At 71.0% G+C, this 24,116-nt stretch carries 24 protein-coding genes; 18 read left to right on the top strand and 6 right to left on the bottom strand.

The window, feature by feature from the left end; all coding sequences use genetic code 11:
- The first annotated feature begins 107 nt into the window (after window positions 1-107).
- From pnuC to OG507_RS08535, 5 genes are read left to right on the top strand one after another with little or no spacing between them, the layout of a single operon-like run.
- Entirely contained in the window at window positions 108-761 is a 654-nt protein-coding gene (gene pnuC, locus OG507_RS08555) for a nicotinamide riboside transporter PnuC (RefSeq protein WP_327366547.1), read from the top strand.
- Window positions 758-1,837, top strand: coding sequence for an AAA family ATPase (locus tag OG507_RS08550; RefSeq protein WP_327366546.1), 1,080 nt, complete (start codon window positions 758-760; stop codon window positions 1,835-1,837). The genes pnuC and OG507_RS08550 overlap by 4 nt, the downstream gene beginning before the upstream one ends.
- Window positions 1,834-2,568, top strand: coding sequence for an NUDIX hydrolase (locus OG507_RS08545; RefSeq protein ID WP_327366545.1), 735 nt, complete (start codon window positions 1,834-1,836; stop codon window positions 2,566-2,568). Before OG507_RS08550 ends, OG507_RS08545 begins: the two co-directional genes overlap by 4 nt.
- Window positions 2,565-3,587 (top strand): ADP-ribosylglycohydrolase family protein, encoded by a 1,023-nt coding sequence (locus OG507_RS08540; RefSeq protein WP_327366544.1) that lies wholly within the window; start codon window positions 2,565-2,567, stop codon window positions 3,585-3,587. Before OG507_RS08545 ends, OG507_RS08540 begins: the two co-directional genes overlap by 4 nt.
- Before the next feature lie 3 nt (window positions 3,588-3,590).
- Window positions 3,591-4,403: a nucleotidyltransferase domain-containing protein gene (locus tag OG507_RS08535; protein ID WP_327366543.1), complete on the top strand. Its 813-nt coding sequence runs from the start codon at window positions 3,591-3,593 to the stop codon at window positions 4,401-4,403.
- A 45-nt stretch (window positions 4,404-4,448) separates the two neighbouring features.
- On the opposite strand, the gene OG507_RS08530 is transcribed toward OG507_RS08535, so the two are convergent.
- Window positions 4,449-5,153 carry a nucleotidyltransferase domain-containing protein gene (locus tag OG507_RS08530; RefSeq protein ID WP_327366542.1) on the bottom strand — a complete coding sequence of 235 codons (705 nt, stop codon included), beginning with the start codon at window positions 5,151-5,153 and terminating at the stop codon, window positions 4,449-4,451.
- 270 nt (window positions 5,154-5,423) lie between these two features.
- Here OG507_RS08530 and OG507_RS08525 point away from each other — a divergent pair, with 270 nt between their 5' ends.
- The 6 genes from OG507_RS08525 to der all read left to right on the top strand — a co-directional run bounded on the left by OG507_RS08525 (window position 5,424) and on the right by der (window position 10,565).
- Window positions 5,424-5,855: a YidB family protein gene (locus tag OG507_RS08525; RefSeq protein WP_327366541.1), complete on the top strand. Its 432-nt coding sequence runs from the start codon at window positions 5,424-5,426 to the stop codon at window positions 5,853-5,855.
- Between the two features lie 235 nt (window positions 5,856-6,090).
- Complete coding sequence (gene aroH / locus OG507_RS08520) at window positions 6,091-6,453, top strand: chorismate mutase (RefSeq protein WP_327366540.1); 363 nt, start codon at window positions 6,091-6,093, stop codon at window positions 6,451-6,453.
- Window positions 6,450-7,535 (top strand): prephenate dehydrogenase, encoded by a 1,086-nt coding sequence (locus tag OG507_RS08515; RefSeq protein WP_327366539.1) that lies wholly within the window; start codon window positions 6,450-6,452, stop codon window positions 7,533-7,535. The genes aroH and OG507_RS08515 overlap by 4 nt, the downstream gene beginning before the upstream one ends.
- A gap of 123 nt (window positions 7,536-7,658) precedes the next feature.
- Window positions 7,659-8,375, top strand: a complete 717-nt coding sequence (gene cmk / locus OG507_RS08510; protein ID WP_327366538.1) for a (d)CMP kinase — start codon at window positions 7,659-7,661, stop codon at window positions 8,373-8,375.
- Complete coding sequence (locus tag OG507_RS08505) at window positions 8,372-9,043, top strand: lysophospholipid acyltransferase family protein (RefSeq protein WP_327366537.1); 672 nt, start codon at window positions 8,372-8,374, stop codon at window positions 9,041-9,043. The genes cmk and OG507_RS08505 overlap by 4 nt, the downstream gene beginning before the upstream one ends.
- 52 nt (window positions 9,044-9,095) lie before the next feature.
- Entirely contained in the window at window positions 9,096-10,565 is a 1,470-nt protein-coding gene (gene der, locus OG507_RS08500; RefSeq protein ID WP_327366536.1) for a ribosome biogenesis GTPase Der, read from the top strand.
- Window positions 10,566-10,638: 73 nt separating this feature from the next.
- Here the strand turns inward: der and OG507_RS08495 are convergent, their stop codons facing one another.
- Window positions 10,639-10,971 (bottom strand): hypothetical protein, encoded by a 333-nt coding sequence (locus tag OG507_RS08495; protein WP_327366535.1) that lies wholly within the window; start codon window positions 10,969-10,971, stop codon window positions 10,639-10,641.
- 140 nt (window positions 10,972-11,111) lie between these two features.
- A complete protein-coding gene (locus OG507_RS08490) occupies window positions 11,112-11,912 on the bottom strand; it encodes a hypothetical protein (protein WP_327371903.1) in 801 nt (266 codons plus the stop codon).
- A gap of 356 nt (window positions 11,913-12,268) precedes the next feature.
- Between OG507_RS08490 and OG507_RS08485 the strand changes: the two genes are divergently transcribed.
- The 4 genes from OG507_RS08485 (at window position 12,269) to OG507_RS08470 (ending at window position 16,095) form a co-directional block, all read left to right on the top strand.
- The gene (locus OG507_RS08485) at window positions 12,269-13,552 is read left to right on the top strand and encodes a glycosyltransferase family 4 protein (protein ID WP_327366534.1); all 1,284 of its coding nucleotides are present in this window, start codon (window positions 12,269-12,271) and stop codon (window positions 13,550-13,552) included.
- Window positions 13,549-14,451 (top strand): transferase, encoded by a 903-nt coding sequence (locus tag OG507_RS08480; RefSeq protein WP_327366533.1) that lies wholly within the window; start codon window positions 13,549-13,551, stop codon window positions 14,449-14,451. Before OG507_RS08485 ends, OG507_RS08480 begins: the two co-directional genes overlap by 4 nt.
- Before the next feature lie 56 nt (window positions 14,452-14,507).
- Window positions 14,508-15,467 (top strand): helix-turn-helix transcriptional regulator, encoded by a 960-nt coding sequence (locus OG507_RS08475; protein WP_327366532.1) that lies wholly within the window; start codon window positions 14,508-14,510, stop codon window positions 15,465-15,467.
- A 412-nt stretch (window positions 15,468-15,879) separates the two neighbouring features.
- Entirely contained in the window at window positions 15,880-16,095 is a 216-nt protein-coding gene (locus OG507_RS08470) for an I78 family peptidase inhibitor (protein WP_327366531.1), read from the top strand.
- 115 nt (window positions 16,096-16,210) lie between these two features.
- Here OG507_RS08470 and OG507_RS08465 read toward each other — a convergent pair whose 3' ends face one another.
- Complete coding sequence (locus OG507_RS08465; protein ID WP_327366530.1) at window positions 16,211-17,254, bottom strand: phosphatase PAP2 family protein; 1,044 nt, start codon at window positions 17,252-17,254, stop codon at window positions 16,211-16,213.
- A 544-nt stretch (window positions 17,255-17,798) separates the two neighbouring features.
- On the opposite strand from OG507_RS08465, the gene OG507_RS08460 reads away from it, so the two are divergent.
- Together OG507_RS08460 and OG507_RS08455 are read left to right on the top strand one after the other, a co-directional pair.
- The gene (locus tag OG507_RS08460; RefSeq protein ID WP_327366529.1) at window positions 17,799-19,496 is read left to right on the top strand and encodes an MFS transporter; all 1,698 of its coding nucleotides are present in this window, start codon (window positions 17,799-17,801) and stop codon (window positions 19,494-19,496) included.
- 91 nt (window positions 19,497-19,587) lie between these two features.
- Complete coding sequence (locus OG507_RS08455; RefSeq protein WP_327366528.1) at window positions 19,588-20,802, top strand: acyl-CoA dehydrogenase family protein; 1,215 nt, start codon at window positions 19,588-19,590, stop codon at window positions 20,800-20,802.
- A 22-nt stretch (window positions 20,803-20,824) separates the two neighbouring features.
- Here the strand turns inward: OG507_RS08455 and OG507_RS08450 are convergent, their stop codons facing one another.
- Window positions 20,825-21,268, bottom strand: a complete 444-nt coding sequence (locus tag OG507_RS08450) for a cell division protein SepF (RefSeq protein WP_327366527.1) — start codon at window positions 21,266-21,268, stop codon at window positions 20,825-20,827.
- A 308-nt stretch (window positions 21,269-21,576) separates the two neighbouring features.
- Here OG507_RS08450 and OG507_RS08445 point away from each other — a divergent pair, with 308 nt between their 5' ends.
- Window positions 21,577-22,821 carry a DUF5685 family protein gene (locus OG507_RS08445; RefSeq protein WP_442811091.1) on the top strand — a complete coding sequence of 415 codons (1,245 nt, stop codon included), beginning with the start codon at window positions 21,577-21,579 and terminating at the stop codon, window positions 22,819-22,821.
- A 33-nt stretch (window positions 22,822-22,854) separates the two neighbouring features.
- On the opposite strand, the gene OG507_RS08440 is transcribed toward OG507_RS08445, so the two are convergent.
- Window positions 22,855-23,799 (bottom strand): ABC transporter substrate-binding protein, encoded by a 945-nt coding sequence (locus tag OG507_RS08440; RefSeq protein ID WP_327366525.1) that lies wholly within the window; start codon window positions 23,797-23,799, stop codon window positions 22,855-22,857.
- Between the last annotated feature and the right edge of the window lie 317 nt (window positions 23,800-24,116).

Below are 24,116 nucleotides of genomic sequence, written 5' to 3'. Positions count from 1 at the left end.
GGCCCGCGGCCGGTTCCTGTTTTCGATTTTCGAACAGGAATCGGCCGCGGGCCTTTTGCTGTGCCCGTTCCGCCTTTATAGTCAGAGTGACTATTAAGGAGGCGGGAGTGAGTCTCGCGGATGTCCTCGATCCCCTGCAGCAGCCCCTGGTGACGGTCCTTGACACCCCGGTCAGCTGGACCGAGGTGCTCGGCTTCGGCAGCGGAGCGCTGTGCGTCTGGCTCGTGGCCCGCCAGCATCTCGCCAACTGGCCGATCGGCATCGCCAACAACCTCTTCTTCATCCTGCTGTTCGCCCAGTCCGGTCTGTACGCCGACGCCGGCCTCCAGATCGTCTTCATCGCCCTTGCCGCGTACGGCTGGTGGACCTGGACCCACGGGGGTGGACCGGGGCTGCCGGGCCTTCCGGTGCGGCGCACCACGCGCACCGAATGGGCCGGGCTGCTCGCGGCAGGGGCGGTGGGGACCCTCGCCCTCACCGTCCTGCTCGACCGCGCCACCGACTCGACCGTGCCCTTCTTGGACGCCCTGACGACCGCGCTGTCCCTGGCGGCGACGTACGGGCAGTGCCGCAAGCTCGTCGAGTCGTGGTGGCTCTGGATAGCCGCCGACGTGGTGTACATCCCGCTGTACGCATACAAGGAGCTCTATCTGACCTCCCTGCTGTACGTAGGCTTCCTGACGCTGTGCCTGATCGGTCTGCGCAACTGGCAGCGCGATCTCGCCGTGCAGCGGCACCGGCCCGTGGAGGTGGCCGCATGAAGCGCTTCGCGCACGGGCTCGTCCTCGGCAAGTTCTATCCGCCGCACGCCGGTCACCACCACCTCGTCCGCACCGCGCAGGACCGCTGCGAGCGGCTGACCGTCCTGGTCTGTGCCGCCTCCGTCGAGTCCGTACCGCTCGCCCACCGGGTGGCCTGGATGCGGGAGGTGCACCCGGAGGCAACGGTCGTGGGCGCTGTCGACGACATCCGCATGGACCTGCACGACCCGGCGATCTGGGACGCGCACATGGCCGTCTTCACCGGGGCCGTGCCCGGACCGGTGGACGCCGTCTTCACATCGGAGTCGTACGGGGACGAACTGGCCCGCCGGTTCGGCGCCGAATCCGTCTGCGTCGACCCCGACCGCACGGTCTTCCCGGTCTCCGGCACCGCCGTCCGCAAGGACCCCGTGGGCTGCTGGGACTTCCTCGAACCACCCGTACGGGCCGCGCTCACCCGCCGGATCGTCGTTCTCGGCGCGGAATCCACCGGCACCACGACGATGGCCCGCGCCCTCACCGACCACTACCGGCGGCGCGGCGGCGTCTGGGCGCAGACCCGCTACGTCGCCGAGTACGGGCGGGAGTTCAGCGAACGGAAACTGACCGGGCTGCGCGCCCGGTGGCCCGGGGCCCAGTGGGAGGACGTCGCCTTCACCACCGACGACTTCCCGCTCATCGCCGCGGCCCAGAACGCCCAGGAGGAGGCGGCCGCGCGCGCCGGGTCGCCGGTGCTCTTCTGCGACACCGACTCCTTCGCCACCACCGTCTGGCACGAGCGGTACATGGGCGGCCGCAACCCGCTCGTCGAGGAGACCGCCGACCGGGTCGCCCACCATCTGTGGCTGCTCACCGACCACGAGGGCGTCGCCTTCGAGGACGACGGGCTGCGCGACGGCGAGGAGCTTCGGCCCTGGATGACCGACCGCTTCCGGGCCGAACTCACCCGTACGGGAAGGGGGTTCATCGAACTCACCGGAACCCACCAGGAACGTCTTGAGACCGCGGTCGCCGCCGTCGACACCCTGCTCGCCGACGGCTGGAACTTCGCAGCCCCCCTCCCGGAGGACCGATGAGCGCCGGTGTCCCCGCGGGCTACGACCCGTACGCCTTCGAACCCTTCGCGGTCACCGTCGACCTCGCCGTCTTCACGGTCCGCGACACCCGGCTGCACGTCCTGCTCGTCGAACGGGGCGAGGACCCGTACAAGGGCCGCTGGGCGCTGCCCGGCGGCTTCGTCCTGCCCCGCGAGTCCGCCGAGGACGCCGCCCGCCGGGAGCTCGCAGAGGAGACCGGGCTGACCGAGGGCACCGTCGGCGCCCTCCATCTGGAACAGCTGCGCACCTACAGCGCGCCGGACCGCGACCCGAGGATGCGGGTCGTCTCCGTCGCCTACGCCGCACTCGTACCCGACCTGCCCGAACCCCGCGGCGGCGGCGACGCGGTCAGCGCCCGGTGGTGGGACGCCGCAGCCCCCGGGCCGCTCGCCTTCGACCACGACCGCATCCTCGCCGACGCGCACGACCGGATCGGCGCCAAACTCGAATACAGCTGCCTGGCCACGGCCTTCTGCCCGCCCGAATTCACGCTGGGGGAACTCCAGCAGGTGTACGAGACGGTCTGGGGCGTCGAGCTGGACCGGCCGAACTTCCGGCGCAAGGTCCTCACCACGCCCGGCTTCGTCCAGGCCGTTGAGGGATCGCCGCGCCGCACCGGCGGACGGGGCAAACCGGCCGCGCTCTACCGGGCGGGTGCCGCCACCGCCCTGCATCCTCCACTTCTGAGACCGGAAGGAAGAACCACGTGATCGTGACCAGGACCATCACCAAACAGGCCGCCACCGGCGCACTGACCGGGCTCGCGCTCGGCGATGCACTGGGCTTCCCGACCGAGTTCAACAACGTGCCCTCGATCCTCGCCAAGTGCGGGCCCTGGCGCCAGATGCGGCTGCCGAAACCGGCCGTCGTCACCGACGACACCCAGATGACGCTGGCCCTGGGGCGGGGCATCCGCACCGCCATGGACCGCGGACTGCTCACCCCGCTGCGGCTGGTCCGCCCGGTGCGCGAGGAGTTCGTCGACTGGTACCACTCGCCCGACAACAACCGCGCCCCCGGCCGCACCTGTATGACCGCCTGCCGTCTGCTCGACAGCGACCGGCTCTGGCAGGAGGCCAGCCAGACCGGGTCCAAGGGCTGCGGCGCCAACATGCGGGTCGCACCGATCGGACTCGTGCCCGGGCTGAGCGACGAACAGCGCTCCGGCGCAGCCCAGTTGCAGGCGGCCCTCACCCACGGCCACCCCACCGCGCTCGCCGCCTCCGACCTGACGGCCCGCGCGGTGTACCTGCTGGCGCAGGGCACGGAGCCGATGGGCCTGATCGGGCAGCTGCGCAGTTACGCGTACGAGAACAGCGGCCGCTACCTCACGCGCTGGCTCGGCGACCTCTGGCGGTACGCGGGCGACTCCTCACCGGAGCAGTACATCCAGCGGGGCTGGGACGAATGCCTCACCGTCCTGGCCCGCGTCCAGGACGCCCTGCGCACCCCGTCCCCGGAGGCCGACCCCTGCGAGACGACCGGCGACGGCTGGATCGCAGAGGAGGCCCTCGCCACGGCCCTGCACTGCTTCCTGCTCTTTCCGGAAGACCCCGTCACCGCCCTGCGCCGCGCCGCCTGCACCCGGGGCGACTCGGACTCGCTCGGCTGCCTGACCGGCGCGTTCGCCGGCGCGCACCTGGGGGCGGGGGCCTGGCCCAAGGAGTGGTCGGAGCGGATCGAGTACCGGAGCGATCTGCTGTCGCTGGGGGCGCTCTGGGATGCTTGATCCATGAGTACGGAAACGACGCACCTGCGGGAGGCCGGGCTGCCGGTCACGGACTTCGGCCCGGTGCTTGCCGAAGAACGCGACCCGCTGGTGTTCGCCACGGTCTCCGGAGCGCATCTGTACGGATTCCCGTCCAGGGACTCGGATGTGGACCTTCGGGGGGTCCATCTCCTGACTGCGGACGAACTCCTCGGGCTGCGCAAGCCCGAGGAGACGCGCTCGCGGATGTGGGACAGGGACGGAGTCGAGATGGACCTGGTCACCCATGATCTGCGGAAGTTCGTCCGGCTGATGCTGAAGCCGAACGGCTATGTGCTGGAGCAGCTGCTCTCTCCGCTCGTTGTGCACACCAGTGCGTTGCACGCGGAACTGGTGGATCTGGCGCCCGATGTGCTCACCCGCAATCACGCGCACCACTACCGGGGGTTCGCCGGCACTCAGTGGCGGCTCTTCCAGAAGACGGGCGAACTGAAGCCGCTGCTGTACACGTTCCGGGCGCTGCTCACCGGTATCCACCTGATGCGCAGCGGTGAGGTGCGGGCGCATCTGCCGACGCTCCTCGGGGAGGTGGCCGCTCCGGCGTATCTGCCCGAGCTGATCGCCGCGAAGGCCGAGGCCGAGCACAAGGGAGCAGAGGATGCGGACGGCGCAGCGGTGTCCCGGGACGTCGAGATGCTGCACGGGGCGCTTGACGAGGCGCAGGCGGGATCCAGGCTTCCCGAGGTGGCCGGTGGGCTCGACGGGCTGCACGATCTTGTGGTGCGTGCGCGGTTGAAGGGGTGGGTGTCGTCGTCCTCAATCGCCGCACGGGCTTGAACGTCCACTCGTCCGCGGGGTGCCCCGCCGGCGGGGCGGGGCCGTTCACCCCTGTTCGGGCCATGACACGGACGCCCGGCGGGTGCGGATCAGGAAGTCCTCCACGCGGGACCGGTCCGGCCCGGGCGGGAGCGGGGAGCTCCTCGCAGCCTCGTCGTTCTCCTCGGCCAGGCGGGTCATGCGGCGTTCGACCTCCGGCCAGGAAACCTCGCCGCGCTTCACCGCGAGCAGCTCCTCCCGGGCCGGGCCCACCTCGATCCTGAGCTCGCCCGTGCGCAGCAGATCACGGCCGCTGGTCAGCAGCCGCAGCAGATGCATGGCGTGCTTCCAGCGCGGCGCCCCGTACTGCCGTACGTCCGCCTCCAGCTTCTTGCGCTGGCCCAACGCGTAGCGCACGAAGGTCTGATGGGCCAGCCGGGAAAGGAACGCCCCGCGCAGGGAGAGGAGTTCTCGCCCCACGGCGTCGGTGTGTTCCACCAGCGGCGAATGCAGGCACTCCAGCACATTGGGGTTGGCGCGCAGCGCCAGCTCGCAGAAGCGCTCCAGCTCCCAGGAGAACTGCTCCTGCGCCGGGCCCTCGACATGCGTCGGTGGCTTGTCGAACCGCCAGAACAGCGGAGTCGGTGCGAGGAAGACGCCGCGCCGGTCGGTGTCGCTGCCGTCCGTGGCGAGCCCGAAGGCGCGTGAGCCCATCACACAGGAGTAGACCGTGTGGTCGCGTACCAGAGCCTCGGCCTCAGGGGTGATCATGCCGGCGAGGGTACGTGAGCGAAAACGTGTTGCACCGGAGGATCCCGCAGGGGCCGCAGCCGGTACTGCCGATCGTGGCTGTCGGCACGGTGGTGGCCGCGCTGCGGGGCAGCGAACATCCGGAATGTCGCGGGGGCGGCGCTGCCGGCCGACATCCGCCGGGACCGTCCGACGGCCGGCGGCTGACGACGGGCCGCCCCGCTCAAGTGGCAGAAGCCCGGGTTCTGATCGACATTGTCGATAAATCATCCCCTCTGGAAAGGCAGAACCATGGCGGGAAACGACCTCGGCAGCCTGCTGGGCAGTTTGCTGGGCGGTGGCGGCCAGGGCGGCGCCCCCGGCGGCGCCGGGAACATCCTCGGCGCGCTGCTGGGCGCACTGGGCAACGGCCAAAGCGGTACGGGCGGCAGTGGCAACGCACTCGAAGGGCTGATCGGGATGCTCACCAAGTCCGGCCTCGTCGACCAGGCGCAGTCCTGGGTCGGCACCGGTGAGAACCAGGCGGTCAGCGGCGCCCAGATCGCCGAGGCGCTGCCGAACGAGACCCTGCAGAAGGTCGCCCAGGAGGCCGGGGTCTCCACGCAACAGGCGGCCGACGAGATCGCCCGGTCGCTGCCGACGGCGGTCGACAAGCTGACCCCGTCGGGAGAGGTCCCGGAGGGCCGCTCGATCGAGGACCTGGTCAAGGAACAGCAGCTCTGAGGCCGCGGCGGCCGCAAGGGCCGCCCACCGTCCGGAACGAGCCGCTCCTTCGCAGCGCACGCGCGGCCGGAGGGTCCTCGCCACCACGGCGGGCCCTCCGGCCGACGCGTTCCGCCCCGTCTCACTGGGAGAGCATCCCGGCCGCGCGCCGCGTCGTCCCTCTAGGCTGATCCCGCAGAAAGATCACGCAGGCGGACAGCAGGCGCGACACGTACGAAAGAGCGAGGAGCACGACGTGGCGGTACGAGCGGTCCGTGGAGCCGTCCAGCTGGATCAGGACGAGGCCGGGCACATGGACGAGCGGGTCGGCGCCCTGCTCACCGCCGTCCTGGAGCGCAACAACCTCGTCGCGGACGATCTGATCAGCATCTGGTTCACGGCCACCCCCGATCTGCACAGTGACTTCCCGGCCGCTGCGGCGCGCGGGCTCGGTATCGTCGACGTACCGCTGATCTGCGCCCAGGAGCTGGACATCCAGGGCGCCATGCCCCGCGTGGTACGCATCCTCGCGCACGTCGAGACGTACCTTCCCAAGTCCGAGATCGCGCACGTGTACCTCGGCGCCACCGCCGCCCTCCGCAAGGACATCGCCCAGTGAGAACCGCCCTCGTCATCGGAACGGGCCTCGTCGGCACCTCCGCAGCCCTCGCCCTGGCCGGGCGCGGCATCCATGTCCACCTCGTCGACCACGACCCCGAATCGGTCCGCACCGCGGCCGCGCTCGGCGCCGGTACGGACGAGGCACCCGAGGGCCGCGTCGACCTGGCGATCATTGCCGTGCCGCCCGCCCATGTGGCCCCGGTGCTGGCCGCCGCCATGCGGGACGGCGTGGCCCGCGGCTACCTCGACGTCGCCAGCGTCAAGGGCGGCCCGCGCCGCGAGCTGGAGGCCCTCGGCGTCGACCTCACGTCGTACATCGGTACGCACCCCATGGCAGGCAAGGAGCGATCGGGCCCCCTCGCCGCCACCGCGGACCTCTTCGAGGGCCGCCCCTGGGTCCTCACCCCGACCCGTGACACCGACACCGAGGTCCTCAACCTCGCCCTGGAACTGGTCGCGCTCTGTCGCGCCGTCCCGGTCGTCATGGACGCCGACGCCCACGACCGGGCCGTCGCCCTGGTCTCCCACACCCCGCAGCTGATCTCGTCCATGGTCGCCGCCCGGCTGGAGGAGGCCGACGAGACCGCCGTACGTCTCTGCGGCCAGGGCATCAGGGACGTCACCCGGATCGCCGCCTCCGACCCCCGGATGTGGGTGGAGATCCTCTCCGCCAACCCCGGCCCGGTCGCCGACGTGCTCGCCGGGGTCGCCGCCGACCTGGACGAGACGGTACGGGCGCTGCGGGGACTGCAGTCCGGTGACGACGACAAGCGCCGCGAAGGCACCGAGGGCATCGAGGACGTATTGCGCCGTGGCAACGCGGGCCGGGTCCGGGTGCCGGGCAAGCACGGGACGGCCCCCGCCTCCTACGAGATCGTGTCGGTGCTCATCAGCGACCGGCCGGGCGAGCTGGCCGGGATCTTCGCCGACGCCGGCCGGGCCGGGGTCAACGTCGAGGACGTCCGTATCGAGCACGCCACCGGGCAGCAGGCGGGCCTGGTCCAGCTGATGGTCGAGCCGAGCGCGGTGCCCGAGCTGAGCGCGGCGCTGCGCGAGCGGGGCTGGTCGCTGCGGCAGTAGGCCCGGGGCGACGGGGCGGGAGGCAGTTGTCCACAGGGGTGCAGAGGACCGCTCCGACACTCGGTAACCTTGTGCGGGGCGGATTCGCGCGCCCTCGTCCCGCCCACCCCGTGAACCAGGAAGGTGTCCACCACCGTGGAAACCGCAAGCGCCGCCGCCCGGACGGCCCCGGCCGCAGTGATCGTCGCCATCGACGGGCCCTCCGGCACCGGCAAGTCGAGCACGTCCAAGGCCGTCGCCGCCCAGCTCGGCCTGAGCTACCTGGACACCGGCGCCCAGTACCGGGCGATCACCTGGTGGATGCTGAACAACGGCATCGACGTGCAGGACGCGATGGAGGTGGCGACCGCCGCCGCCAAGCCGGTCATCGTCTCCGGTACGGACCCGGCCGCCCCGACGATCACCGTCGACGGAGAGGACGCCTCCGGACCGATCCGTACCCAGGAGGTCACCTCCAGGGTCAGCGCCGTCAGCGCGGTCCCCGAGGTGCGCGCCCGGATCACCGAGCTGCAGCGCACCATCGCCGCCGCGGCCGGGCGGGGCATAGTCGTCGAGGGCCGCGACATCGGCACCACGGTGCTGCCCGACGCCGACCTGAAGATCTTCCTCACCGCGTCGCCGGAGGCGCGTGCCGCCCGCCGCAGCGGGGAGGTCAAGGGCTCCGATCTCGCCGCCACCAAGGAGGCGCTGATCAAGCGGGACGCGGCCGACTCCGGCCGCAAGACCTCCCCGCTGGCCAAGGCGGACGACGCCGTCGAGGTGGACACCACCCAGCTGACCCTTCAGCAGGTCATCGAGTGCGTCGTCACCCTCGTCGAGGAGAAGCGGGCCGCGAAGTGAGCGCAGCCCCGGGCACGCCCACGCTGCGCGGAGCGGCGGTCGGGCGCGGGATCGGCATCGGGCTGATGCATGGGCTGTGGAAGCCCCGCGTCCTCGGCGCGTGGCGGGTTCCCGCCTCCGGACCCGTCATACTCGCGGTGAACCACTCACACAACATCGACGGTCCGATGCTGATGGGCACCGCGCCCCGGCCCGTCCACTTCCTGATCAAGAAAGAGGCGTTCGTCGGCCCGCTCGACCCGTTCCTGCGCGGAATCGGTCAGCTGAAGGTGGACCGTACGACCGCCGACCGCACTGCCATCACCCACGCCCTGGGCGTGCTGGAGAACGGCGGGGTGCTCGGGATCTTTCCCGAGGGCACCAGGGGCGAGGGCGACTTCGCCTCCCTGCGCGCCGGGCTCGCGTATTTCGCGGTACGCAGCGGGGCGCCGATCGTGCCCGTGGCCGTACTGGGAAGCACCGAGCGCCGTGGACGGTTGATATCGGCACTGCCGCCGTTGCGCAGCCGGGTCGACGTCGTCTTCGGCGACGCCTTCGACGCGGGCGACGGAAGTGGCCGGCGCACTCGCAAGGCGCTGGACGAGGCGACGGTACGGATTCAGGGGCGGCTGACCGCCCATCTGGACGAGGCCATGCGTTTCACCGCGCGCCAGGTAAGACTTGAGTAGTGGGCCGCGTGGTCGTGGCCCATCGATGATGATGCAAAGAGGAACGGACTTCATGAACGACCAGATTCACTCCGACGGCTCGGACCACGAGCACGGAGCGCTTGGCGACGCCGAGTACGCGGAGTTCATGGAGCTCGCCGCGGAGGAGGGCTTCGACGCCGAAGAGGTCGAGGGCGCTATCGGTGAGGCCGGTCACGGACCGCTTCCCGTGCTCGCTGTCGTCGGCCGCCCCAACGTCGGCAAGTCGACGCTGGTGAACCGGATCATCGGCCGCCGCGAGGCCGTCGTCGAGGACAAGCCCGGCGTCACCCGCGACCGCGTCACCTACGAGGCCGAGTGGGCGGGCCGCCGCTTCAAGGTCGTCGACACCGGCGGCTGGGAGCAGGACGTGCTGGGCATCGACGCCTCCGTCGCCGCCCAGGCCGAGTACGCGATCGAGGCCGCCGACGCGGTCGTCTTCGTCGTCGACTCGACCGTCGGCGCGACCGACACCGACGAGGCCGTCGTCAAGCTGCTGCGCCGGGCCGGCAAGCCCGTCGTGCTGTGCGCCAACAAGGTCGACGGCCAGAGCGGCGAGGCGGACGCCACCGCGCTCTGGTCCCTGGGCCTCGGCGAGCCGCACCCGGTCTCCTCCCTGCACGGCCGCGGCACCGGCGACCTGCTCGACGCCGTACTCGAAGCCCTTCCCGAGGCCCCGGCGCAGCGCTTCGGCACCGCGCTCGGCGGACCGCGCCGGATCGCGCTCATCGGCCGCCCCAACGTCGGCAAGTCCTCGCTGCTGAACAAGGTGGCGAACGAGGACCGCGTCGTCGTCAACGAGCTCGCGGGCACCACCCGTGACCCGGTCGACGAGCTGATCGAGCTCGGCGGCATCACCTGGAAGTTCATCGACACGGCCGGTATCCGGCGCCGGGTCCACCTCCAGGAGGGCGCGGACTACTACGCCTCGCTGCGAACCGCCGCCGCCGTGGAGAAGGCCGAGGTCGCCGTCGTCCTGATCGACGCCAGCGAGTCCATCAGCGTCCAGGACCAGCGCATCATCACCATGGCCGTGGAGGCCGGGCGCGCCCTGGTGATCGCGTACAACAAGTGGGACACCCTCGACGAGGAGCGCCGCTACTACCTGGAGCGCGAGATCGAGACGGAACTCGCTCAGATCGCGTGGGCCCCGCGGGTCAATGTCTCGGCCGTCACCGGCCGGCACATGGAGAAGCTGGTCCCGGCGATCGAGACCGCCCTCGCCGGCTGGGAGACCCGCGTCCCCACCGGCCGGCTGAACGCCTTCCTCGGTGAGATCGTCGCCTCCCACCCGCACCCCGTCCGCGGCGGCAAGCAGCCCCGCATCCTCTTCGGCACCCAGGCGGGCACCAAGCCGCCGCGCTTCGTGCTGTTCTCCTCGGGCTTCCTGGAGCACGGCTACCGGCGCTTCGTCGAGCGCCGGCTGCGCGAGGAGTTCGGCTTCGAGGGCACCCCGCTCCACATCTCGGTGCGGGTCCGCGAGAAGCGCGGCCGTAACAAGTAGCACGCAGGCCCCATGGTGGAGCCCCGGACCGTTTCGCGTCATACGAAACGGTCCGGGGCTCCGTCGTACGGGGTCAGGCCCCGCGCGATCCCGGGGGCAGCGCCGCGGGCTGGGTCCGCCCGGAGTGCCGGCCCACCCGCTGCCAGGAACCGAGGCCGCTGGTGTGCGTGCTCGGGCCGCTCGTGTGTCCGGTGGTCCCGTTGTGTACGGAGAGACCGGTGGAGAGGCCGGAGAAACCGGAGCGGCCGCTCAGCGGCACGCGGCTGCCGAAGGCCACGAAGCCGAGATTCTCCTCGCCGCTACGATCACCCGGCAGCGCCCGGAACGACCGGCGGTACTCGGAGTACAGTGCGTCGTAGATCGGGGTCTGGGACTGACCGCCCGAGAGGTCCTGCGAGGGACGCATGGAAGGGATCGGGCTCGGGCGCTGGTGGGAGGAGGAGTCGTATGAGTGCACGTATGTGCCAACGACCCCACTGTCCGTCGGATGCGGGCCCGGCGGAGAAATAGCTGTTCGCCGCAGGTGCGAGGAGCCGCTGGCCACGATCAGGTCCCGGCCAGCGGCATCGCGGCGGCGACCAGGAGCCCGCCGGCGGCGGCCCTGTCCAGAGCGTCGCGCAGCAGGTCCTCGCGGGGCTGCTGGCCGATCGCCCCCGCCGGGGCCGCGAAGACGAGCACGGTCTGCGACTTGTTGGCCGCGGTCCGCCAGCCCTCGGTGACCTGGAGCGGTGCGTGCGCCTGCCACCAGGCGACCGGGGCGCCGCCGCCGGTGCCCGGCTGGAGCACGGCGTGCAGCTGGCCCATGGCGAGCAGGATCGACCAGCCGTGCAGCACCGGGGGCAGCTGGTCCACTCGGTGGACCGGGTGGAAGCCCTGCTCCAGCAGCAGCGGGAGGAATTCGTCGCCCCGGCTGCCGTCCGTGCCCGGGCGGGCGATGGCGCCGGTCGGCTCGACGACGAGGGCCGGGTGGAGCTCGTCGTCGATCAGGACGAGACCGCTGGTGATGCCGAGGACGGCCTGCTCGGGGCTGAGAGCGGCCGGGTGCTCCAGCTGCTCGGGGTGGACCGCGTCGCTGCCGGTGATGCTGCGCACGGCGCCCTGCAGCTGCTCCTCGGCGACCTGGACGACCTGCGAGGGGATGCAGGTCGCGTGGGCGAAGGCGAGCACAGCGGTTTCCTCACCGACGAAGAGCACCGTGCTGGTGCGTTCCTGTTCGGAGTCGCCGGGGGTGCGGCAGGAGGTGCAGTCGTAACTGCCTGGGGCGTTGTCGCCGACGAGCAGCCGGTCGGCTTCGGCGTCGCCGATCTCGGCGCGTACGTCCTCGCTGACGTCGAGCATGCGCGGCACGGGTGGCTCCTCGAACTCGGTGCGTGCGCCGGGCGGTTCCCGGCTCATGAAGAAGACAACGGGCGATCCGCGGCCGGGGTCACGCGAGAAAGGGAACGTAATCGAACCATCCGACGCAGAGGGTGAATCTCGGAAATCGAGGTGCCGATTGCTCCCCATTTCTCCGGATCGGCCATGCGGGGGTGTGGTCGACTCGACCAGGACCGGTTCACCGATACATCGACAAATCGGGAGAAGGGGTGGGTGTGAAGGTGGCTGAAACTGGCCGATGTCCGGAGTGAACCGCCGGCCGGTCTTCGTCGTCCTGGCAAGTGTCGCTCGCCAATGGCCAGTCAAACCGGGAGATATGGCGTTTCATGCACATTTCTTTCCTGCTCCACAACGCCTACGGAGTCGGGGGAACGATCCGTACGACGTTCAATCTCGCCGGGGCGCTGGCCGGACACCACGACATCGAGATCGTGTCCGTCTTCCGGCACCGTGACGTCCCCGTGCTGGGCGCCCCCGAGGGCGTGCGACTGAGCCACCTCGTCGACCTGCGGAAGAAGAGCCCGGACTACGACGGCGACGCGGCCGAACACGCCCGTCCCGCGAGCGTTTTCCCGCGCGGCGACAGCAGGTACCGGCAGTACAGCAGGCTGACCGACGCGCGGGTGGCGGACCATCTGCGTTCCCTGGACGCCGATGTCGTGGTCGGGACCCGGCCGGGGCTCAATGTGCAGATCAGCAGGCAGGTCCGGCGCGGCCCGGTCCGGATCGGGCAGGAGCACCTCACCCTCGACAGCCACAGCTACCGGCTGCGCCGTGAGATAGGGCATCGCTACGCCCTGCTCGACGCGATCACCACCGTCACCGAGGCCGATGCCCGCGCCTACCGGACCGGGCTCAAGCTGCCCGGCGTACGGATCGAGGCCATCGCCAACAGCGTGCCCGCGCCGAGGATCGCGCCCGCCGACGGCAACGGCAAGTGGGTGATCGCCGCGGGCCGCCTGCACAAGGTCAAGCGGTACGACCTGCTCGTGCGGGCGTTCGCCGATGTGGTCGCCGTACGCCCGGACTGGCGGCTGCGCATCTACGGCGGCGGCGACGCGACGGGGAACGAACGCCCGGCGCTGCTCGCGCTCATCGGTGAACTCGGCCTGCACAACCATGTGTTCCTGATGGGCTCGGTCAGCCCGCTGGAGGCCGAGTGGCCCAAGGGGGCGATCGCGGCGGTCACTTCGGACCGCGAGTCCTTCGGCATGACCATCGTCGAGGCGATGCGCTGCGGCCTGCCGGTCGTCGCCACCGACTGCCCGCACGGCCCCCGCGAGATCATCGAGGACGGCACCGACGGACGGCTGGTGCCGGTCGGTGACACGGTGGCGGTGGCGGACGCGCTGCTCGGCCTGATCGGTGACGACGAGGCACGCCACCGTGCGGGACGCGCCGCGCTGGCCGCCTCGCAGCGGTTCGACCCGTCGCGGATCGCCGAACTCCATGAGCGGCTCTTCACCGAACTCGCCTCCAGGGCCCCGCGCGACCGCTCGCACGGCGCTCTGCGCACCACACTGCACCGTGCCCGCGGCACCGTGCTGGACGGGGCGTACGCCCTGCGCTACAAGGCCGCAGACGTCATCCGCAAGGGGAAGCCCGCATGACCGACTCCGCAGAGCGACGCACACCGCGGGCCGACTGCACCGCGGGCCCCGACGGCCGGATCACCTTCGACCTCGGCCCCGGCCCCGACGGCCGTGCGGACGGGGAGACGCCCGAGCTGCTGCTCCGGCTGCGCGGCGCCGAGGGGGCGGGCGACGGCGACACCGTACGGCTGCCCCTGAGCCCGCTCGGCGAGGGACGGCTGCGCGCGGTACTGCCCGGCACCGCGGCGCCCGCCGAAGGCCGCTGGGACGTCTATGTGCGTGAACCGGGCGCGGACGACGAAGGTGCGGTGGCCGTCGAACCCGGGATCAGGGACGTACGCCACCTCATGGACCGCACACCGCAGACCGGACGGATCGCGGTCCGCATCCCGTACCCGACCGTCGAGGGCCGGCTCGCCGTGCGCTGCTGGGTCCGCTCACCGCACGCCGAGGCCGGGCCGGTCACCTTCGGCCGGGGCGGGATGACCGTCGAGGGCGCGCTGTACGGGGCCCGCCTCGGCGACGACGCCCGCGTCGAGGCACGGCTGACCGGCGCCTCCGACCGGGTCTGCCGGGTGCCGGTCACCGGGAAGGGCGGCACGTTCTCCTTCACGCTCCCGTTCGACCGGCTGGCCGCCGGGCCGGTCACCGGACAGCAGCTGTGGACACTCTGGCTGCTCCCCGGGACGGGCAACGGGATGCAGGCCGACGGGATGCAGGCCGATGGGAAGTCGGCCGACGGGAAACCAACCGACGGCGTACGGATCTCCCGCATCCTCGACGACGTCTGGGACCGCAGGAACAGCTTCGTCTACCCGGGCCGCAGCGCAGGGGAGGGCGCCCGCGCCACCCCCTGCTACTCGACCGGCAACGACCTCTGCGTACGGCTCGAACCGGATCCGGCGCAGGCCGGGTAGACCACCGCCACGGGTTGCGGACGCGGCCTGTCCGCAACCCCTGGCAGACTCGCCCCATGTTGGAGACCTCGGCACGACTGCTGCGCCTGCTCTCACTGCTCCAGACCCACCGGGACTGGTCGGGCGCCGACCTCGCCGAACGGCTCGGGGTCACCCCGCGCACCGTCCGCCGTGACATCGACAAGCTGCGCGAACTGGGCTACCCGGTCCACGCCAGCCCCGGCACCGGCGGCGGATACCAGCTCGGCGCCGGTGCCCGGCTGCCGCCGCTCCTCCTCGACGACGAGGAGGCCGTCGCCGTCGCCGTCGGGCTGCGCACCGCGGCGGGCAACGGAGTCGAGGGCATCGGCGAGACCTCCGTACGCGCCCTGGCCAAGCTCGAACAGGTGCTGCCGGACCGGCTCCGGCGCCGGGTGAGCGCGCTGAACACCTTTACCGTGCCGCTGTTCCGCGGTTCCGGCGCCTCCACCGCGGATCCGGACGTCCTCACCGAACTGGCCGGAGCCTGCCGGGACAGCGAGCGGCTGCGCTTCGCGTACCGGGACCACTCCGGCTCCGTATCGCGCCGGACCGTCGAACCGCACCGGCTGGTGTGCACCGAGCGCCACTGGTATCTCGTCGCCTGGGACGTGGACCGCGCGGACTGGCGTACGTTCCGCGCGGACCGCATCACGCCCACGCCGCCGCACGGCCCGGGATTCGTCCCCCGCGAACCACCGGCCGAGGATCTGGCCGCCTATGTCTCGAAGGGGATCTCGACCACCGTGTACGCGACGCACGCGGTGATCCGGCTGAGGACAGGGATCGAGCACGCGGCCGAACGGATCTCACCGGCCTCCGGGGTACTGGAGGCGGAGGGGCCGGACAGTTGTCTGCTGCGCACCGGGGCGGCCAGTCTCGACGTGCTGGTCCTGCACGCCATGATGCTGGGCATCGACTTCGAGGTCGTCGAACCGCCCGAGCTCAATGACGCGATCGGGGCGGCGAGGGACCGGCTGTCGCGGGCCCTGGACTGAGCGCTTCCATCGGCGCCCCCCATACGGGGACGGTTCGGGTTGTCCGCTATACGGGCGGCAGCGGGCGGCCGCTCGCACTCGTGGTGCGGATTTTGTGACCAAAGGATAAGGCTGCCATAAGGAAGCGTGAATTCCCGGTGGCCTGCTCATTTACGCAGGTTATTCGGCGCGGGAATTCAAGCTGCTCGATACGGGATATTCCGATTCGTTTTCGGGCCTTCCGCATGATCATTTCCCGGCCTGCGTGATTACTGTGTGTCGGATCCTCGGACGCATGTCCGGGTGGCGTGATCCGAGCGGCACGCGTGTCGTGATCCTGTGACACAAGCGTGACGGCCCAGGGATGTGGGGATGCCGTGCGGCCCCCGGCCCCGGCTTCCTTCGCGGTCCGAGGGAGCCTACGGTGAGAGACATGGCACCCCTACCGAATCCTTCCGCCCAGCCCGAGGACACACCCGGTGCGTATGTCGGCCTCGCTGTCGAGACGGCCGAACAGCGGGCCCGCAGGCGTGGCTGGAGCACCGTCAGATCCCTGCCGCCGGGTGCGATCATCACCATGGAGTTCCGCAGCGGACGGATCAACTTCGAGGTCGCCGACGGCGTCGTCACGCGCTGCTGGGTGGGCTGAGGACCTCGGCGGCCCGTAACCGGGCCCGGACACGACCGAAGGCCCCGACCGGAGTCGGGGCCTTCGCTGTGCGGGGGAGCGGCTGTGCGTACCGGCCCCGCGGCTCCTGGGGCGGTCAGCCGCCGGTCATCGGACGGGCCGGGGCGGTGCCGCCGCGCGGCGCACGGTCCGCGTGCGGCGGGCGGCGGCTGCCGGCCGGGGTGACCGGGGTCCGCTCCGAGCGCACCAGATGCGAGGGGGGCACCAGGTGCGAAGGAGGCGCCGGGTGTGCACGCGCGCGGGCGCCGGTGACCGCGGTGGCCGTCGGGTGTCCTCCCGCGGCGACCGGCTCCAGCACCGGGCCCTCCACTGCGTCGCCGCCGTCCTGTTGCGGGACCAGCACCGTCCGGGGTCCTCCGGCCGCGACGGGCACGGAAGGAACAGGACGGGCGCGGCCGCGGAAGTTGTCGCGCTGGGCGAAGATCCAGGCCTCGGCCCGGGTGATCAGCGGCTCGACCCACGGCAGGCCCAACAGGATCAGCAGCCCCGCGGCCCAGCCCAGCAGCACATCGCTGAGCCAGTGCGTGCCGAGGTAGACGGTGGTGAGCCCGACGCCGAGCGAGACGATGGCCGACACGGCCGACAGATAGCGCCTGGCCCGCGGAGTGGTGGCCAGATAGGCGAGGATTCCCCAGGTGACAACCGCGTTGGCGGTGTGGCCCGAGGGAAATATATCGCCGCCGGCGAAGAGCTCCGCGGAGCCGATCTGGGTCGCGTAGTGCGGGCCGAGCCGCCCCAGGCCGATCTTGACCGCGCCGACCGTCGCATTGAGCAGCAGCAGTGAGGCGCCCAGCGTCAGCAGAGGCCGAAGTGTCTGCTGCCGCCAGGAACGCCAGCCGAGCCAGCAGGCGACCATGGTGGCTGTGGGGCCGCGCTGGCCGAGCACGATGTAGTAGTCGAGGAACGCATGGATTTCCGGCCACTGTTGATAGGGCCGGAAGAGCATGACCTTCCAGTCCAGGGTCACCAGCCAGGAAGAGACCAGCACGGCAACGACGATGGCGAGATAGAACGCCAACGTCCCGCCGAAGAGAGCGATGCGGTGACGGCTCATCCGCGGTGGCTCTATCTTCGGCGGCTCCGGCTCCCGGTCCAGCCGGGCAAAGATGTCGGTACGCACCCAATCGACGTTACAGCGAGTTAGTGCGCGAACAGGTCGATCAGGTCTCTTTGTGATGACGATGTGATGTGGACTATGTCTCAGCCGGTCCTTAATTCGTGACCCGGAGAAGCATATCGTCGGGTCTCCACGCTATTGATTTCGCACTTATTTCGGAAGGGTGTTTGGGTGCGGACGTAAAAGCGCAGGAGGTGCCGGTATGAATTTCTCCGGCCTCCCGGGCGGCGGGACGGACGGTGCCCGTGTGGTCACCGAACGCTCCCGGGGCGGGCCCGGCGCATGCTCCGGGTGTCACGCCGAGTACCTTCTGTGCCGGGTGCGGAGGCTGTGCGCGCGGGTCCGGGCGGGTCCCGGGCGGCGGCTCGGCGTGGCGTACGCCACACTCCACGGTCCGCCGAGGTATGAGGTGGACCACGTGTGGGTGCTCCGAACTCGCGTACGCTGACGGCTCACTCGCCCGTCGATGCCGGGCCCCGAGGGACCGCGAACCGCTGCATCCCCGGCTGGCCTGCCGAGCGCGAGGGACCTTTTGGGAGGTACATGCATGTCCGGGACGACCACAGCCCGATTCCGGCTGCGCGCAGCCGCCGACGGTGCCAATCGATGGGTCGTCCTGGTCGTTCTCTGCCTGAGTCTGCTGCTCGTCGCACTCGATGCGACCGTGCTCCATGTCGCAGTCCCCGCCGTCACCGAGGATCTGCGGCCCAGTGCCGTCGGTCTGCTCTGGATCGTGGACGCGTATCCGCTCGTCTGTGCCTCGCTGCTGATCCTCTTCGGCACCCTCGGTGACCGGGTCGGCCGGCGCCGCATCCTGCTCCTCGGCTACGCCCTCTTCGGTGTCGCCTCCGCGATAGCCGCGATGGCCGACAGCCCCGGCGTACTCATAGCGGCGCGCGCCCTGCTCGGGGTCGGCGGCGCGATGATCATGCCGGCGACGCTGTCGATCCTCCGGCAGGTCTTCCCCGACCGGCGCGAGAGGGCCGTGGCCATCGGCGTCTGGACCGCGGTCGCCGCCGTCGGCGCCGCCACCGGACCCGTCATAGGCGGCTTCCTCGTCGAGCACTTCTGGTGGGGCTCGGTCTTCCTCATCAACATTCCGCTGATGGCCCTGGTCCTGCCGGTCGGCCGTCTGCTGCTCCCCGAGTCGCGTGGCAGCAGCGACGGACCGTGGGATGTGCTGGGCGCGCTGATGGCCGCGGCCGGGGTGCTCGGCGTGGTTCTCGGGGTGAAGCGGGCAGGCACCGGCGAGGGACTGCTGAGCCCGGCCACACTGGCCCCGCTGCTGGTCGGGGCCGTACTGCTCATAGCCTTCGTGCGCCGCCAGAAGCGTCGTACGCATCCGCTGATCGACATCGGGATGTTCGCCAGGCCCGCCTTCTCCACCGCGGTGGGCTGCATCGTCCTCGCCATGCTGGCCCTTGTCGGGCTGGAACTGATAGCCGTGCAGTACCTCCAGCTCGTCCTCGGCCTGAGCCCGCTTCAGACCGGTCTGCGGCTGCTGCCGCTCACCTTCGCGGCCATGGCCGCGGGCGCCACCGGCTCGTACACCCTGCGCCGCATCGGGCCGCGCCGGATGGTCGGCTGGGGCTTCGTGCTCACGGCCGTCTCCGTGCTGATCCTGACCGCGATGGGGCAGCACGACCGGCCCGGACTGCTGACCGCGGCCTTCGTCGCACTCGGCTTCGGGCTGCAGTCCACGCTCTTCGGGGCGTACGAATCCATGCTCAGCGAGGCCCCGGCCGACCGGGCGGGCGGTGCCGCGGCGATCGGCGAGACCTCCTACCAGCTGGGCGCGGGCATGGGGATCGCCCTGCTCGGCAGCGTCATGAACGCCGCCTACACCCCCGGACTGGCGAAGCTTCCCGCGGAGGGCGTGCCCGCCGGGGACGGTGCGGCCGCCGCCCATTCGCTGGGCGAGGCCTACCAGGTGGCGGACCGGCTGGGCGGACCGCTGGGCGAGGTGCTGCGCTCCACGGCCCGTCATTCCTTCATCAACGGGCTGCATGTCACCCTGCTGGTCAGCGCGGCTCTGCTGCTGGCCGGAGCGGTCGCCGCGCTGCGGCTGCCGCGCGTGATGGAGTGCCCGGCTCCGGACGGCCGCGAATGCCGGGAGCCCGACGGCGCCCGGGAGCCCGGCCCGTTCCAAGAGGTCCCCGCCGCGGGCCGTGCGCAGCGGCCGCACCCGCTGCCCGCCCGGCGCCGACCCGCCGAGGCCACCGGCTCTGGACGAGCGGGACACTGAGCCGTAACGTCGGCACGACGCCATAACTAACACTGCTAGTTTCAGAGGGCCGGGCCCTCTCAGTATCGTGCGAGCCGCCGGAGGCACCCTCATGTCGTCCACCACCGCGTCCTCGAAGCTCCCGCCCTTCGACCCCGCCGACCCGATCGGCATCGACGATCTGCTCAGCGCCGAGGACCTCGCCATCCGCGACACCGTCCGCGACTGGGCCGCCGACCGCGTCCTGCCGCACATCGCCGAGTGGTACGAGAACGGCGAACTGCCCGGCATCCGCGAACTGGCCCGCGAGCTCGGTTCGCTCGGCGCCCTCGGCATGTCCCTGCAGGGATACGGCTGCGCGGGCGCCACCGCCGTCCAGTACGGACTGGCCTGCCTGGAACTCGAAGCGGCGGACTCGGGAATCCGCTCCCTCGTCTCCGTACAGGGGTCGCTCGCCATGTACGCCATCCACCGCTTCGGCTCCGAGGAGCAGCGCCGGCAGTGGCTGCCGGGCATGGCGGCCGGCGAGATCATCGGCTGCTTCGGCCTCACCGAGCCGGACCACGGCTCCGACCCGGCCGGGATGCGGACGTACGCCAAGCGCGACGGCGAGGACTGGGTGCTCACCGGCCGCAAGATGTGGATCACCAACGGCTCGGTCGCCGGGGTCGCCGTCGTCTGGGCGCAGACCGACGAGGGCGACGGCGGCAGCGGCATCCGGGGCTTCGTCGTGCCGACCGACGCCCCGGGCTTCTCGGCGCCCGAGATCAAGCACAAGTGGTCCCTGCGCGCCTCGGTCACCAGCGAGCTGGTCCTGGACGGGGTGCGGCTGCCGGCCGATGCCGTACTCCCCGGGGTCACCGGTCTGCGCGGCCCGCTGAGCTGTCTCGGCCATGCCCGCTACGGCATCGTCTGGGGAGCCATGGGCGCGGCGCGCGCCAGCTTCGAGTCGGCCCTCGACTACGCGAGGACCCGGGAGCAGTTCGGCAGGCCGATCGGTGGTTTCCAGCTCACCCAGGCCAAGCTCGCGGACATGGCCGTGGAACTGCACAAGGGCATCCTGCTCGCCCACCATCTGGGCCGGCGGATGGACGCGGGCAGGCTCCGTCCGGAACAGGTCAGTTTCGGAAAGCTCAACAATGTGCGGGAGGCGATCGAGATCTGCCGTACCTCGCGCACGATCCTCGGCGCCAACGGGATCTCGCTGGAGTACCCGGTGATGCGCCATGCGACGAATCTGGAGTCGGTGCTCACCTACGAAGGAACCGTGGAGATGCACCAGCTGGTGCTGGGCAAGGCGCTCACCGGTCTCGACGCGTTCCGGTAGACCGGTCCGGCGAGCGCCCTGCTCAGCTCTGGTTGAAGAAGCCGTCGGCCCGCCGGCCGGCGGCTTCGCCGCTGACCACCTGGGTGTCGGCCGGGGTCAGCAGGAAGACCCGGGTGGCCACCCGCTCGATCGAGCCGCGCAGCCCGAAGGTCAGCCCCGCGGCGAAGTCCACGACGCGCTTGGCGTCGGTGGGGTCCATGGTCGTGAGATTGACGATCACCGGGACGCCGTCCCGGAAGAGCTCGCCGATGGCCCGCGCGTCCCGGAAGCTGTCCGGGGTGACGGTGGCGATCCGGCGGCCCGTCTCCTCGGCGGCCTCGGAGGCCACCTGCACCCGGGGGTCGGTCACCCAGGCCTGCCCCGTCCCGGTCTGTGCACCACCGGCGTACTCGTCGTCGTCGTAGTACCGCTCGTCGTTGTCCTCTACGAGGCCCAGCCAGGCACTCGCCTTGCGCACCGATCCCATGGACGCCTCCTCTCAACGCGGTTCCGTGGTGTTCCACATCTCTTTCGTATCCCTATGGTCGTCCATGATGCGGATCGTGCGCCAAGTGGATAGTCGGCGCGCAGGGGATTCGTGACGGTACTGGTGCAGAAGATGTGGCGATTCGTCAAGGTTCCTCCTGCATCAGGGGCGTGAAAGAAAGAAAATACGATCGACCAGTCCGTACGGGTGACATGGGGGACGTACGGGTGAACGGGACGCTCGATACGATGCGCCCCGAGCATGCGCACGAGCGCGGCACACAGGTGAACGACTCTCGGGGGATCGTCGTGTTCGGAATAGTCAGGCCCTGCGCCCACCGGTTGTCCGAAGGGCTCAGGACCGAGTGGATGGCCCATCTCTGCGGGCTCTGCCTCGCACTCCGCTCCGACCACGGGCAGTTCGCCCGGATCGTCACGAACTATGACGGCCTGATCGTCTCGGTCCTGACGGAGGCTCAGGCCGAGCGCACCACCGGATGGCGACGCACCGCGGGGCCCTGCCCGCTACGGGCCATGCGCACCGCCCCGGTCGCCCGCGGCGAGGGAGCCAGGCTGGCCGCCGCCGTCTCCCTGGTGCTGGCATCGGCGAAGGTGCGCGACCACGTCGCCGACCGGGACGGCCTGTTGAGGCGCCGCCCGGTCGCCGCCGCGGCACGCCGGGTCGCCGCGGGGTGGGACCGTGCGGGCGCCCGCACCGGCGCACAGCTAGGCTTCGACACGGCACTGCTCGTCGACGCCGTCGACCGGCAGACCGGCATCGAACTGCTCGCCGGGCCCGGCACCCCGCTGCTCACGGTCACCGAGCCCACCGAGACCGCCACCGCCGCCGCCTTCGCCCACACCGCGGTACTCGCGGGCAGGGCGCACAACGCGGAGCCGCTGGCCGAGGCGGGCCGCCTCTTCGGACGCCTGGCGCATCTGCTGGACGCCGTGGAGGACCAGGAGGCTGACGCCGCGTCGGGTGCCTGGAACCCGCTCACCGCGACCGGCACTTCGCGGGCCGAGGCCCGACGGCTCTGCGACGACGCGCTGCGCGGCGTACGGCTGGCGCTGCGCGACGCGGAATTCACCGACGACAAGCTGACCCATGTGCTGCTGGTGCACGAACTGCGGCAGTCGGTGGACCGGGCGTTCGGCACCACGGCGTGCTCGCACCAGGCGGGCGGCGGCGTCGTCCTCGACGGAGCTGCCCCTCCGTCAGGAGTGCGGCAGACCGGCTCATTCGGGCCGCCGCCCGGTAATCCCTACGCGCCGAGCCCCGGCAGCCCGTTCGGCCCGCCGCAGCCCCCGCCCGAGCCCCCGCGCGACCGGCGCGGTCTGATCGCGGGCTGTCTGGTGTGGGCGGGGCTGGCCTGCACCTGCCAGATGTGCTGCGGCACCTTCAACGACCCGTGGAGCCATCAGCGCCGCGAGGGACTGTGCAGCCAGTGCGACTGCGGCGACTGCTGCGAGGCGTGTGACTGCTGCAGCAACTGCGGGGACTGCTGCGAGTCGTGCGACTGCTGCGACTGCGGATGCGACTGCAGTTGCTGAGCCGCCGGGCCGGGCTCCGGGGCGCTGCCCGGATCACTTGATCTCGGGCGGCGAGATCTGCGAGGTCTCGATCGCCGACGCGCCGATGCCCCACTTCTTCAGGATCCGGTCGTAGGTGCCGTCCGCCTTGAGGCTGTTCACCGCGGCCTGGAAAGCGGGCGCCAGCGGGGTGCCCTTCTTGAAGGCGAAGCCGACGTCCAGGCGCTTGAACTCATTGAGGAAGCGCACGCCCTCCTGCTGCTCCACGGCGTACCGCAGCCCGTTGATGGTCGACATCACCACATCGCTGCGGCCCTGCTGGAGCGAACCCCAGATCGCGCCCTGGTCGCTGTAGGTCTTCACCTCGTACGGCTTCTTGCCCGCGTCGGTGCACAGGTGCCGGTTCTCCTCCAGCGTCACCTCGAAGGTGGTGCCCGCGCCGGTGCCCACGGTCAGGCCGCAGAGCTGGGTGAGATCGGTGACCTTCGTCAGCTTGCTGTCGTCGCGGACCGCGAAGCCCTGGCCGTCGTTGATGTACGTGACGAAGTCGATCGTCTCGCGGCGCTCCTCGGTCACCCCGAAGTTCCCGGTGCCCACGTCGTACTTCCCGCTGCCCAGCGCCGGCAGGATCGCCTCGAAGGAGGCCACCTCGCGCCTGAGCTTCAGCCCGAGCTTTCTCGCCACCGCATCCGCGAAGTCGATGTCCGTACCGGCCACCGTCCTCCCGTCCTCCAGGTAGGTGGCGCCGGGCGGATTGCCGATGCTGGAGGCGATGGTGAAGGTGCCGGAGGTGCGGACACCGGCGGGCAGCAGCTTCGCGGCGGCCTCGTCCTTGTGCACCGACGACACGACATCGGTCGTCGGGACCTTCCCCTTGGCGGCCGCGGTCCCGGCGGCGCCGGCCGGTGCGGCCGCCGGATCGCCGGACCCGCACGCGGTGAGGGCGAGAGCGGCGACGGTGATCAGCGCGAAGGCGGCGGAGTGCCGGGTGCGGGGCATGAGGTGTGGTTCTCCAGGGTCGTCGGCCGTGAAAGGGCGCGAAGGCGCGGCAGCAGGGCAGCGCGCAGCTGCACCACGGCCGTGGTGAGGGAAAGGCGAGGGAAAACGACGGAGCGAGGGGAGGGTGAAGCGATGTTGTGAACGCGAAGACACGCGGGGAACAGTGCTCAGGCGCCGCATATGGCGCGAGGCGAAGACGCGAGGAAAAGCAGGGGGTCAGCTCAACAGGATGCGGACCACACGCGACCGAAGTCGATGTGGGAGCGCTTGACCAGCCACTGCTGCGAATACATGGCCCAAGTGGAACAGGCATCGAG

The sequence above is a fragment of the Streptomyces sp. NBC_01217 genome (genome assembly GCF_035994185.1).
GTDB lineage: Bacteria > Actinomycetota > Actinomycetes > Streptomycetales > Streptomycetaceae > Streptomyces.
The sequence above is the reverse complement of the archived record's forward strand: the minus strand, read 5'-3'. Positions and strand labels throughout refer to the sequence as shown.